At 56.0% G+C, this 12961-nt stretch carries 13 protein-coding genes; 1 reads left to right on the top strand and 12 read right to left on the bottom strand.

What is annotated here, in order from left to right:
* Positions 1-31: 31 nt before the first annotated feature.
* Positions 32-1324 carry a lytic murein transglycosylase gene (locus AACY26_RS19500; RefSeq protein ID WP_339516494.1) on the top strand — a complete coding sequence of 431 codons (1293 nt, stop codon included), beginning with the start codon at positions 32-34 and terminating at the stop codon, positions 1322-1324.
* 107 nt (positions 1325-1431) lie between these two features.
* On the opposite strand, the gene lipA is transcribed toward AACY26_RS19500, so the two are convergent.
* The 12 genes from lipA to AACY26_RS19560 all read right to left on the bottom strand — a co-directional run bounded on the left by lipA (position 1432) and on the right by AACY26_RS19560 (position 12714).
* On the bottom strand, positions 1432-2403 hold the full coding sequence (lipA, locus tag AACY26_RS19505; RefSeq protein ID WP_339516496.1) for a lipoyl synthase: 972 nt from the start codon (positions 2401-2403) through the stop codon (positions 1432-1434).
* Positions 2403-3050: a lipoyl(octanoyl) transferase LipB gene (lipB, locus tag AACY26_RS19510; RefSeq protein WP_445261333.1), complete on the bottom strand. Its 648-nt coding sequence runs from the start codon at positions 3048-3050 to the stop codon at positions 2403-2405. Before lipB ends, lipA begins: the two co-directional genes overlap by 1 nt.
* A complete protein-coding gene (locus AACY26_RS19515) occupies positions 3050-3331 on the bottom strand; it encodes a DUF493 domain-containing protein (protein WP_339516500.1) in 282 nt (93 codons plus the stop codon). Before AACY26_RS19515 ends, lipB begins: the two co-directional genes overlap by 1 nt.
* 120 nt (positions 3332-3451) lie before the next feature.
* The gene (locus AACY26_RS19520) at positions 3452-4612 is read right to left on the bottom strand and encodes a D-alanyl-D-alanine carboxypeptidase family protein (protein ID WP_339516502.1); all 1161 of its coding nucleotides are present in this window, start codon (positions 4610-4612) and stop codon (positions 3452-3454) included.
* Between the two features lie 121 nt (positions 4613-4733).
* On the bottom strand, positions 4734-5735 hold the full coding sequence (locus tag AACY26_RS19525; RefSeq protein WP_339516504.1) for a septal ring lytic transglycosylase RlpA family protein: 1002 nt from the start codon (positions 5733-5735) through the stop codon (positions 4734-4736).
* Positions 5735-6745 carry a lytic murein transglycosylase B gene (gene mltB / locus AACY26_RS19530; RefSeq protein WP_339516505.1) on the bottom strand — a complete coding sequence of 337 codons (1011 nt, stop codon included), beginning with the start codon at positions 6743-6745 and terminating at the stop codon, positions 5735-5737. Before mltB ends, AACY26_RS19525 begins: the two co-directional genes overlap by 1 nt.
* Positions 6746-6762: 17 nt before the next feature.
* Positions 6763-7866 carry a rod shape-determining protein RodA gene (rodA, locus tag AACY26_RS19535; RefSeq protein ID WP_339516644.1) on the bottom strand — a complete coding sequence of 368 codons (1104 nt, stop codon included), beginning with the start codon at positions 7864-7866 and terminating at the stop codon, positions 6763-6765.
* A gap of 38 nt (positions 7867-7904) precedes the next feature.
* Positions 7905-9794, bottom strand: coding sequence for a penicillin-binding protein 2 (gene mrdA, locus AACY26_RS19540; protein WP_339516506.1), 1890 nt, complete (start codon positions 9792-9794; stop codon positions 7905-7907).
* A gap of 11 nt (positions 9795-9805) precedes the next feature.
* The gene (gene rlmH, locus AACY26_RS19545; RefSeq protein WP_010487239.1) at positions 9806-10273 is read right to left on the bottom strand and encodes a 23S rRNA (pseudouridine(1915)-N(3))-methyltransferase RlmH; all 468 of its coding nucleotides are present in this window, start codon (positions 10271-10273) and stop codon (positions 9806-9808) included.
* A gap of 12 nt (positions 10274-10285) precedes the next feature.
* Positions 10286-10657 carry a ribosome silencing factor gene (gene rsfS, locus AACY26_RS19550; protein WP_339516645.1) on the bottom strand — a complete coding sequence of 124 codons (372 nt, stop codon included), beginning with the start codon at positions 10655-10657 and terminating at the stop codon, positions 10286-10288.
* Between the two features lie 151 nt (positions 10658-10808).
* Positions 10809-11453, bottom strand: a complete 645-nt coding sequence (gene nadD, locus AACY26_RS19555) for a nicotinate-nucleotide adenylyltransferase (protein WP_339516507.1) — start codon at positions 11451-11453, stop codon at positions 10809-10811.
* Complete coding sequence (locus tag AACY26_RS19560) at positions 11446-12714, bottom strand: glutamate-5-semialdehyde dehydrogenase (RefSeq protein ID WP_339516508.1); 1269 nt, start codon at positions 12712-12714, stop codon at positions 11446-11448. The genes nadD and AACY26_RS19560 overlap by 8 nt, the downstream gene beginning before the upstream one ends.
* Between the last annotated feature and the right edge of the window lie 247 nt (positions 12715-12961).

Genomic DNA, 12961 nt, shown 5'->3' on the forward strand with positions numbered 1-12961 from the left:
GTAGCTCACTGAGAAACGTGCTGAGACCACCATGCCAAACCTGCTTTTCCGTGGCCTGAGCCACACCTCGATCACCCTCTCTTTTGTACTCTTGAGTGCCTGCTCCGAAGCACCTGCTCAATCAATGAGCGGGACACCGACAGTCGCGCCAACAGTCCAGCCAGCGCCAGCGCCTGAAGCTGCGCAATCAGCCCAACCCGAACTCAGCTTCGCCGAATGGCGCATGCTTCTGCGCAGCGATGCCATCGCCGCCGGAATAAGCGACACCCTGTTCGACCGAGCGTTTGCAGGCATTACCCCCAACCCAGATGTCCTGCGCCTGGACAACAGCCAACCCGAGTTCACTCGACCAGTCTGGGAGTACTTGAACGGCGCGGTATCGCCAGCCCGGATCAAACAGGGCAAGACCCTGATGGTGCAAGAACGCCAGGCACTGGATCGGATCGAGCAGCGCTATGGGGTCAATCGTGAAACCCTGGTAGCCATCTGGGGCATGGAAAGTAACTTCGGTGGCAACATCGGTAGCTACAACGTCGTGCGTTCACTGGCAACGCTCGCTTATGAAGGCCGGCGCCAGGCCTTCTGGCGCAGTCAACTGCTGGCTGTGCTGCACATTCTCCAGCACGGCGATACCGACCCCGAACACCTGGTCGGCTCATGGGCTGGCGCGATGGGGCAGACCCAGTTCATGCCAACCACCTACAACGAACACGCAGTAGACTTTGATGGTGACGGCAAGCGTGATGTCTGGCGCTCCTCCACCGACGCCCTCGCCTCTGCGGCGCAATACCTGAACGTATCCGGCTGGCAAATGAATCAGCCTTGGGGCTTTGAAGTCCGGCTACCGGCTGGCTTCGACTACGCCCTGGCCGACCCTGAAGTGCGCCGCACGCTGAGCCAATGGCAAGCGCTGGGCGTCAAGCCGACCAACAGTAATGCATCCCAGCCGGCTGACTCATTGGCTACGCTATTACTGCCGGCTGGCTACAAGGGCCCGGCATTCTTGCTGATGAATAATTTCCGCAGCATTCTGCGCTACAACAACTCCACCTCCTACGCGCTGGCCATTGGCCTGCTCAGCGACAGCTTGCGCGGTGCCGCAGGTGTACAAGGCAAATGGCCCGTTGGAGAGCGCCAGCTTGGCCGCCAGGAGCGCATTGAGCTACAGCAGCTGCTGGCACAAAAGGGCTTCGAGCCGGGCAAGGCGGACGGCATCATTGGCGCCAACACCCGCAAGGCCGTGCGCGCCTTCCAGCAACAGCAGCAACAGCCTGCCGATGGCTATCCAAGCATCGAGTTGCTACAGCGATTGCGCGACCACTGATCCTGACGCACAAATCCCGGCAACAAAAAAGGCGACCTTCTGGGTCGCCTTTTTAATATGCACATGCTCAAGAGCGGCTCAGCGCCGCTCTGAGGCATCAAAGCTGTTTAAGCCTTGGCACTGTGCGCCTGCTGGTCAGCGTGATAAGAGGAGCGTACCAGCGGGCCAGATGCTACGTTCTTGAAGCCCATCTTCAGGCCTTCTTCGGCAAACCAGGCAAACACATCCGGGTGCACAAAGCGCTGCACCGGCAAGTGGTTGCGCGAAGGTTGCAGATATTGACCCAGGGTCAACATATCCACGTCATGCTCGCGCATGCGCTTCATCACCTCGATGACTTCTTCATCGGTTTCGCCCAAGCCCAGCATCAAGCCAGACTTCGTAGGGACACCCGGCACCAGTTGCTTGAACTTTTGCAGCAGGTCCAAGGACCACTCAAAGTCCGAACCAGGACGCGCTGCCTTGTACAAACGCGGCACAGTTTCAAGGTTGTGGTTGAACACATCTGGCGGCTCATTGGCGGTAATCGCCAGGGCAACATCCATGCGACCACGGTAGTCAGGCACCAGGGTTTCGAGCTGCACATTCGGTGACAGCTTGCGGATTTCACGCAGGCAATCAACAAAGTGCTGGGCGCCGCCGTCACGCAGGTCATCACGGTCAACCGAAGTAATCACCACGTACTTCAACTTCAAGTCGGCAATAGCCACTGCGAGGTTGGTTGGCTCGTCTGTATCCAGCGGCTTTGGACGGCCGTGGCCGACATCACAGAATGGACAACGACGGGTACAGATATCGCCCATGATCATGAAGGTTGCAGTGCCACCGGAGAAGCACTCACCCAAATTCGGGCACGACGCTTCTTCACACACGCTGTGCAGCTTGTGCTTGCGCAGCAGTTGCTTGATACGATCAACCTCTGGCGAAACCGGAATTCGCACGCGAATCCAGTCAGGCTTTTTAGGCAGCTCGTCAGTCGGGATAATTTTTACCGGGATGCGCGCCATCTTTTCTGCGCCACGCAGCTTGACGCCAACTTCAACCTTGGCCGGTTTGCCGGCTGTTTCCACAGTGCTCATCAGTCAATTCCGCCCACAAGGGTCTTCTGTTCAGCGTAGTCGAGGTGTTTGACGAGCTGGTCACGCAGCCGGGCACTAACCTCGGAAAATTCTATTGGCGTCTCAACCAGGTCAGCCAGTTGAGTCATTGCCATTCCCGCATAGCCACATGGGTTTATGCGTTGGAACGGCGACAGGTCCATGTCAGTGTTAAGGGCCAATCCGTGGAACGAGCGGCCATTGCGAATACGCAGGCCGAGCGAAGCAATTTTTGCATCCCCCACATACACACCTGGAGCATTGCTCTTGGTGTATGCGTTGACGCCGTAGCTGGTCAGCAAATCCAGCAAGCTCTGCTCCATGCGCGTGACCAAATCACGAACACCGAGCTTGGAGCGGCGGACATCGAGCATGAGGTAGGCAATCAGTTGGCCCGGGCCGTGATAGGTCACCTGACCGCCACGATCGACCTGCACCACCGGAATATCGCCCGGCAGTAGAACATGCTCGGCTTTACCTGCTTGCCCCTGGGTAAATACAGGAGGATGTTCGAGCAGCCAGATTTCGTCAGTGGTTTCAGGGCCACGGCTGTCAGTAAACCGCTGCATGGCATGCCAGGTCGGCTCATAAGCCACCCGACCCAACTCACGAAAGCCGATCAGGCTCATCACAACACCATGTGGACGCGGCCAGTTGCTCGCAAATCAACATGGATGGCTTGCAGTTGCTCAACACCCGTCGCGGTGATCAACACTTGCACAGAAAGATAACGCCCGTTGCTACTGTCGCGAGTGACCAGAGTCCCGGCATCCAGATCCGGTGCATGGCGCTGAAGAACCTCAATCACCAGATCAGCAAAGCCTTCGCCCGCATCGCCAATCACTTTGATTGGGTAGCGCTCGCAAGGAAACTCGATTTTTGGTGCTTTTACATCGTCAGTATCGGTCATGGCATCAGCGGGCTTTTGGCCCGTCCATAAGTATTACGCCCCGGATAGGGGCGCATTAGACGCCTCTGAATACCAGGACTGTAAACAAGACAATGGTATTTAGAGGCTCTAAGCAAGTTATCAGTTGAACAAGCCGTAGAAGAACAAGCGAATGCTATCCCACACGCGGCGGAAGAAGCCACCCTCTTCGACAGGCTCAAGTGCAATCAGGTCGGTGCTCTGAACCACTTTATCGCCTAGTTTGACTTCAACTTTACCAACAACGTCACCTTGTTTGATCGGTGCAATCAGTTGCGGCGTCATCGTCATGCTGGCTTGTAACTTGTCCACTTGGCCTCTTGGCAAGGTCAGGGTCAGGTCTTCTGCCAGACCGGCTTTGACTTGGCGATCAGCACCTTTCCACACCGTAGTTTGCGCAAGCTCCGCACCTTTCTTGTAGAAAGTACGGGTTTCGAAGAAGCGGAAACCATAGGTCAGCAGTTTTTGCGTTTCAGCAGCGCGCGCTTGCTCACTATTGGTACCAAAGACCACGGCAATCAGACGCATACCATCACGCACGGCAGATGCCACCAGGCAATACCCAGCTTCGTCGGTATGACCGGTCTTCAGGCCATCAACAGTCTTGTCGCGCCACAGCAGCAGGTTGCGGTTTGGCTGCTTGATATTGTTCCAGAGAAACTCTTTCTGCGAATAAATGGCGTAGTGGGTCGGGTCAACATAAATGATTGCCCGGGCCAGCTTGGCCATGTCGTGCGCTGAGGAGTAATGGTCCGGATGCGGCAAGCCAGTCGCATTCATGAAGTGGCTGTTGGTAAGCCCTAACTCTTTCGCTGTGTTGTTCATCATGTCGGCAAATGCATCTTCGCTACCGGCAATGTGCTCGGCGACAGCGACGCTGGCATCATTGCCCGACTGAATAATAATGCCGTGCAGCAGGTCGCTCAGCGAAACCTGGGTATTAACCTTGACGAACATACGTGAGCCGCCAGTGCGCCATGCGTGCTCGCTAATGGTGACCATATCGCTTTCACTGATCTGGCCCTTGTCGATCTCAAGGGTTGCGATGTAGGCGGTCATCAGCTTGGTCAGGCTCGCAGGTGGCAGACGCTGGTCACCTTCATTCTCAACCAGTACCTGCCCTGTTGCTGCATCCATCAGCACGTAGGATTTTGCCGCCAACTGAGGTGGCGCAGGTGTAGCCATTTGCTGGGCAAATGCGACTGGCGCAGCAAGTAGCAAAAGTGACAATGAAACGCGTTGCGCAAAGCTGGTGATATTCATCCGTCTCTCGAAGTAGCTGATGGTGGAACAAGCCCGAATGGGCAAATTATGAATGGCTGTCGCAACACTCGGTTGCCGCGACAGCATGCTGCCTGCTTATTGGCTGACTAAAGCCGCCAATTCAGTTGGCCTTGACCACAGTGGGCTTACCCAGATTGGCCAGACGCACACTCTCTTGCAATTGCTCAGCCTCTCCCTGATTGCTGATCGGTCCGACGCGAACGCGATGCAGAGTCCGTTGATTCTGCACCACTGAGCTGATGAACACCGGGGCAGAGACTGTCCCGCTCAGCTTGTCCTTGAGAAGCTCCGCAGCGTCCGGATTGGCGAAGGCTCCGACTTGGAGATACAGGCCAGAGGCTGCGAGTGAATCGTTTTTTTTTGAGTCGACCTGGACTGGTAATACGGGGGCGGCATGCTGGCTTACCGGTGGTACATACTGCTCAACCGGTTCGGCCATGGCCTGCATTTGCGACTTTACTGGCGCAACAGACTTGGGTTCAGCCAAGACCATTGGCGCAGTCTTGCCCTGCTTCGCCCACCATTGCTGAGGGTCGATGCCTTCAACCTTGACCCGGGCCGTGCCTTTCTCGGCATACCCCAGCTTTTTAGCGGCAGCAAACGACAGGTCGATAATACGATCGGAGTAGAACGGGCCCCGGTCATTGACCCGCAAAATGGCGGTCTTGCCGTTCTCCAGGTTAGTCACCTTGACATAACTTGGCAGTGGCAAGGTCTTGTGCGCGGCCGTCATGCCGTACAGGTCGTAAGTCTCGCCGTTGGCTGTCGCCTGGCCATGGAATTTTGTACCGTACCAGGATGCCAACCCTGTCGCACGGTAGGAGCTGCCATCCTGGATGGGGAAATACTTGGTGCCCAATACGGTGTAAGGGCTGGCTTTGTAAGGACCGATGTGCGGCGTCGGCACTGCGTCGCGAATCAGCGACACATCAACATCCCACCACGGCGCGCCGTCCCGATGCGGGCGCGCAAAATTACCAGGACCGCTAATGCCTGTGGGCTGCGTAGCGACTGGCTTGACCACGGGTTGTTTAGACGAGCAACTTGCCAGCGCCAAGGTGATAGCGCCAAGCGTAATGAGTCTGAGTGGCAGGCTCGACATCAATGGGTTCCCCGTGCTTCGACTATCAATTGGGCCAGTTGAGTGACCGCCATCGCGTACATACTGCTGCGGTTGTAGCGCGTGATCACGTAAAAGTTGGGTAAGCCTAACCAATACTCGTCGCCATCGACACCCTCAAGACGAAAAGCCGTTACAGGCATCTCGCCATCAAGCTTATCGGTGGTGCTCCAGCCAAGCTCTTTTAGCTGGTTGATATTTTTCACCGGATCAAGGCCTTCGGTCAAACCTTGATCAACCTTGTCCCCGGAAACACTGGCGCGGCTGACCGTCGGCTCGCCCGGCAACCAGCCATGGCGCTTGAAATAGCTGGCAACGCTGCCAATCGCATCATCCGGATTACTCCAGATATTGATGTGGCCATCGCCATCAAAGTCCACGGCATAAGCCCGGAAGCTGCTCGGCATGAATTGCGGCAGCCCCATCGCGCCTGCATACGAGCCCTTGAGGGTAATCGGATCGACCTGCTCCTCGCGCGACAACATCAGAAACTCGCGCAACTCCTTGCGGAAAAACGGTGCGCGCGGCGGGTAGTCAAATGCCAGTGTCGACAACGCATCCAGCACCCGGAAACTGCCGGTATTGCCGCCGTAGAAGGTTTCCACGCCGATGATTGCGACTATGTACTGGGCTGGCACACCGTATTCTTTCTCGGCGCGCGCCAATGCAGCCTCATGCTGACGCCAAAAATCGACACCGCGAGCGATACGTGAATCAGTAATGAAGATCGGACGATAGTCCTTCCATGGCTTCACGCGCTCAGCCGGACGCGAAATAGCGTCGATTATCGACTGCTTGCGCTCAACTTCACCGAACAGGCTGACTAGCTGCTCCTCGGCAAAACCGTAGTCACGGGTCATTTCGGTGATAAATGAAGCGACTTCAGGTGATTGCGAATAATCACCCGCGCCAGCTTGCTGAACCCAGCCGAGCGCAGTGGCAAGTCCTAACCAATGTGCTTGTCGTACGGCCCAGCCACGCATTATTTGCATTGAATTCCTAACCCCAATTAAACCTGAGCGATCCACTTACGGTGTGTGTGAATCGACATCAAAACCCCAAACCCTGACAACAACGTGATTAGCGAAGTTCCACCATAACTAATGAATGGCAAGGGAACTCCAACGACAGGCAGCAAACCACTGACCATGCCGATGTTAACGAACACGTAGACGAAAAACGTCATCGTTAGCGATCCGGCCAAGAGCTTACCGAACAGCGTCTGTGCTTGCACGGTTATCACCAGCCCACGACTGATCAACAACAGATAAACAAACAGCAATATACATACGCCAACCAGACCAAACTCTTCAGCCAGGACCGCAATGATAAAGTCCGTGTGGCTTTCCGGTAAAAAGTCCAGGTGCGACTGGGTGCCCAACAGCCAACCCTTGCCCAGTACGCCCCCAGAACCAATCGCCGCCTTGGACTGGATAATATTCCAGCCACTGCCTAGCGGATCAGTCTCGGGACTGAGGAAGGTCAACACCCGCTGCTTCTGGTACTGATGCATGACAAAAAACCACATGCCAACTGCTACAGGAACCAATGCAGTTACGGCACCGATGATCCAGCGCCACTGCAAACCTGCCATAAATAAGACAAAGGCACCAGAAGTGACCACCAGCAACGCCGTGCCCAAATCTGGCTGCACAAGGATAAGGCTCACAGGCACGCCAATCAGCGCCAGACTCACAACAATATGTTTCAGGCGCGGTGGCAGGGTCCGTTTCGAGAGGTACCAGGCAATGGTCGCCGGCATGATGATCTTCATAAACTCGGACGGCTGAAAACGGATCACACCTGGGATATTGATCCAGCGCGTTGCCCCCATTGCGTTGTGCCCCATGACATCAACCGCCACCAATAGGCCGACGCCACCGAGGTAGGCAAGCAGCACCCAGCGCGCCATGAATCGTGGCTCAAACTGAGCGATGATAAGCATGCCAACCAGGCCAATACCGAATGAGCTGGCCTGTTTCATCAGAAGGTCGACATTTTTACCGCTGGCCGAGTACAAGATAAACAGGCTGCCTGCAGCCAAGGTCAGCAGCAGTAACAATAAAATACCGTCAACATGCAAACGCTGGAGCAGGCTCGCCCTGCGGCGCATCACATCTTCATTGGATAGGGTACGGTCAAAGCTATTGCTCATTGGTCCTGCACCTGTTCCTTAACGGGTGGAGCATACTCTGCCTTGAGCACGCCATTTTCATCCAGCAACCAGGCATCCATGACCGCTTTCAGCACTGGCGCAGCAACGCCCGACCCGGACTCACCGTTCTCAACCAGCACAGAGACGGCAATCTCTGGATTTTCAGCCGGTGCAAAACCAACGAACAAGGCATGGTCACGGTGGCGCTCACGTACCTTGCTGCGGTCATAACGCTCGCCCTGCTTGATCGCCACAACCTGTGCGGTACCGCTTTTACCGGCAATTCGATAAGCCGCTGAGTTACCCACTTTGCGCGCTGTACCACGGGCGCCATGCATAACCATTTCCATACCGTTGCGCGCATAATCCCAGTATTTAGGGTCTTTAAGCACAATATCTGGAACAGGGTTTTCGTCTACTGGCGCAACGCCACCCACGGTTTTAGCCAGATGCGGGCGAATCCACTTACCGTGGTTAGCCACCAAGGTTGTGGCTTGTGCCAGTTGCAGCGGTGTGGTTTGCATATAGCCCTGACCGATACCAAGAATCAGCGTCTCACCCGGATACCAGGATTGACGATAGCGCCCGCGCTTCCACTCCCGCGAAGGCATCAGCCCGGCCGTCTCCTCGAACATATCCAGGGAAACACGTTGGCCAAGACCAAACTTGGTCATGTAGTCATGCATGCGATCAATGCCCAGCTTATGCGCTAAATCATAGAAATAGGTGTCGTTGGAGCGCATCAACGCGGTTTCAAGGTTGACCGACCCATCGCCATAGCGGTTCCAGTTGCGGTATTTGTGGGTGTTATTAGGCAGTTGGTAATACCCAGGGTCAAACACTCTGGAGCTCGGTGTAATAACCCCTGCATCTAGACCGGCAATCGCCATCATGGGCTTAACCGTGGAGCCTGGCGGATACAGTCCGCGCAAGACGCGGTTAAACAGGGGCTGGTCGATAGAGTCACGCAACTCAGCATAAGCCTTGAAGCTGATACCGGTGACAAAGGGATTCGGGTCGAAACTTGGCTGGCTAACCATTGCCAACACCTCCCCGGTCTTCACCTCAATAGCCACAATCGCTCCGCGTCGGCCACCTAGCGCCTTTTCTGCTGCTTCCTGAAGCTTGGTATCGATGGTCAGAACCAGGTCTTTACCCGGCTGAGGGTCGGTGCGATTAAGCACCCGCAGGACGCGACCACGGGCGTTGGTCTCGACCTCTTCATAACCCACCTTGCCATGCAGGTCAGACTCATAAAAGCGCTCTACACCGGTTTTACCTATGTGGTGAGAGCCGCTGTATTCAACGGGGTCGAGTTTTTTCAGTTCCGCTTCGTTGATGCGCCCGACATAGCCCACCGAGTGAGCAAAGTGCTCGCCAAGCGGGTAATGCCGGACCAGTTGTGCGGTCACTTCCACACCCGGCAGGCGGAACTGGTTGATTGCGACCTTGGCGATTTGCTCTTCGCTCAATTCAAACAACACCGGCACAGGCTCAAACGGCCTGCGCCCCTGGCGCACGCGCTTCTCGAACAGTTGCCGGTCTTCTTCGGGAAGCCCCAGCACTTCGACGATAACGTCCAGCACCTTTTCCCAATCACCGGCCCGCTCGCGGGTTAGCGTCAGACTGAAACTTGGCCGATTATCGGCGATGATCACCCCGTTTCGATCATAGATAAGCCCACGATTCGGAGGAATGGGCTGCACATGCACGCGGTTGTTTTCAGACAGCGTCGAGTGATACTCGTATTGCACCACCTGCAGATAATAAAGGCGGCTGACCAGCACCCCAATCAATAGAAAAACCACAATGGCGCCGACGATCGCGCGCCCACGAACCAGTCGTGCGTCTTTTTCGTGGTCTTTTAGGCGAATCGGCTGCGGCATCGGTACTGTGGCTACTTATGGTAAGGATGGCCGGACAACACTGTCCAGGCACGGTAAACCTGCTCGCCGATGAGGATACGGACCAGCGGATGCGGCAAGGTCAGCGGCGACAACGACCAGCGTTGTTCACTGCGCGCCTGAACTTCAGGCGCAAGCCCTTCAGGGCCACCGACCATCAAATTGACTGTTCGTGAATCAAGCCGCCATTTATCCAGCTCGACGGCCAACTGCTCGGTGCTCCATGGTCGTCCTTCGACTTCCAGGGTCACAATCCGTTCACCCGGCTGAACCTTGGCCAGCATGGCTTCGCCTTCTTGGCGAATCATACGGGCAACATCAGCATTTTTACTTCGCGTTGTCAGCGGGATCTCAATCAGCTCCAGCGCCAGTTCAGAAGGCATGCGCTTGGCATATTCCTGCCAACCATCCTCGACCCAGCGCGGCATTTTTGAGCCGACGGCAATCAATTTGATACGCACAGCTAGACGCCCTTACTCAGCTTCTGGGCCTTGCTCTGGCGCGTGCTGTGCACGGCTCTGCTCAGCGCCCTGCCACAGGCGCTCAAGGTCATAGAACTGACGCGCAGTCGGCAGCATGACGTGAACCACGATATCGCCAAGGTCAAGCAGCGCCCACTCACCTGTATCCAGGCCTTCACTGCCGATTGGACGAACACCCTGTTCCTTTACTTTTTCCAGGACATTGTCGACCAGCGACTTAACGTGACGACTGGATGTACCGCTGGCGATCACCATAAAATCGGTGATGCTGGTCTTTTCACGCACATCAATGGTGATGATGTCTTGTGCCTTGATGTCTTCCAGCGCAGCGATGGCCAATTTGACCAGATCTTCGCTCGGCATGATTTGATTCTTCATAGGTAACTCGTTTGCCTCATGTGTCAGAACTTGCAGACGCGTGTTGCTAAAATGCTCTATTGATCGCGACGCCCCACATCATCAATCGATGATTGCCAGGCCGTTTCAATCTCGCATAGCCTTTGCCTGCAAGCTCTCAGTTCGCTGCACGGTACAGCCCGTGCGCTTGGATGTAAGTCAGCACCGTATCTGGCACCAAATAACGTACCGATTTTCCGTCGAGCAACAGCCCGCGAATTTGCGTGGCAGACACCGCCATCGGCGTTTGCCACACAAAGGAAATCTGCCCACATGCACCGGTCATCGCATGTGGATCGCTAACACTGCGCGCCGCTAGCAAATCGCGCAGTGCCTCTGGGGCTTCACTGTCAGCATCGGGTCGCTGCAATACCAAGATATGGCAATGCAGCAATAACTCATCCCAACGGTGCCAGCTTGGCAACCCGCAAAAGGCATCCCAGCCCAGTAACAAATAGAGTTGATCATCCGCTGCCAACTCAGCCCGCAGCGATTCTAAAGTATCGATGCTATAGGACGGCTTATCGCGCTTGAGCTCGCGATCATCAACCACCAACGGTTCTACGCCAGCCACTGCACACTCAACCATCGCCAGACGGTCATGGGCCGAGACTAGCGGTGTATCCCTGTGCGGCGGCCGCGCGCTCGGTATCAAACGCAGCTGATCAAGCGCCATAAACTCGGCAACTTCTACCGCGCCGCGCAAATGACCGATGTGCACCGGATCAAAGGTGCCGCCAAATAGGCCAATGCGTTTAGGCATTCTGCCCGCGCAACTGACCGTCACCGACCACCACGTACTTCTCGCACGTCAGGCCTTCAAGACCAACAGGGCCACGGGCATGCAGCTTATCAGTGGAAATACCAATCTCCGCGCCCAGGCCATACTCAAAGCCATCAGCGAAGCAGGTTGGCGTGTTAAGCATCACGGAACTGGAGTCGACTTCAGCCATGAAGCGCCGAGCGTGCCCCTGATGCTCAGTCACGATCGAGTCGGTGTGATGCGAACCATAATGATTGATGTGCTCAATGGCCTGATCAAGATCATCAACAATACGGATCGACAAAATCGCCGCCAGATACTCGGTAGCCCAATCGTCCTCAGTCGCCGGATTGGCCGCAATCAGCTCGCGCGTACGCTCGCAGCCACGCAACTCGACACCTTTCTCGGTGAATTGTGCGGCCATTGCCGGCAGGAAATCGGCTGCAACCGACTGATGAACCAATAGGGTTTCCATCGCACCGCAGATACCGTAACGATAGGTTTTGGCATTGAAGGCAATCTTTTGCGCCTTTGCCAGTTCAGCCAAAGCATCAACATAGACGTGGCAAATACCATCAAGGTGCTTGATCACCGGTACGCGCGCATCGCGACTTACCCGCTCGATCAGCCCTTTGCCGCCTCGCGGCACAATCACATCAACAAATTCAGGCATGGTAATCAGCGCGCCGACCGCCGCGCGGTCAGTGGTTTCAACCACTTGCACCACGGCGGCAGGCAGGTCAGCTGCGGCCAAGCCACGCTGGATACAGGCCGCAACCGCCCGATTGGAGTGAATGGCTTCTGAGCCACCGCGCAAAATAGTCGCGTTGCCAGACTTCAGGCACAGGCTCGCTGCATCAATGGTCACATTTGGGCGCGACTCATAAATGATGCCCACCACGCCAAGCGGCACGCGCATCTTGCCAACCTGAATACCCGACGGACGGTAGCTCAAATCCCGAATAGCACCGATCGGATCGGGCAATGTCGCGACCTGACGCAGCCCCTCGATCATTGCGTCGATACGCGCCGGCGTCAGCGCCAAACGATCGAGCATCGCCGGCTCAAGGCCATTTTCACGACCTGCGGCGAGGTCTTTGGCATTGGCTTCGGTCAATTCGGCGCGTGCTGAATCCAGCGCCGATGCGGCGGCCAGCAAGGCGCGGTTCTTCTGGGCAGTACTGGCACGCGCAATCACGCGCGAAGCCTCACGGGCAGCACGGCCCAAGCGGGTCATATAGTCGAGCACGGACTCAGTCATGGTCTCGGTAGCCAGGCAACAAGGAAAGCGGCTGATTATAGCGAGCGCAAGCCCTCACGCACAGCGGTGCCTGGCAGATGGCGAACAGCTTGTTACGGTTTTTCCACCGTAACAGTCGCAACAGCCGTTATTTCGCCAACAAAAGCGGCCCGCGCAACAGACAGGTCTAAGGATAGGTAACCAAAAGAAATGCAGCTGTCTATTTTCAAAACTACCTACACAGAAAAGCACTTACCCCGTGCCTTCA

Source organism: Pseudomonas sp. RL_15y_Pfl2_60, from assembly GCF_963970595.1.
Classification (GTDB): domain Bacteria; phylum Pseudomonadota; class Gammaproteobacteria; order Pseudomonadales; family Pseudomonadaceae; genus Aquipseudomonas.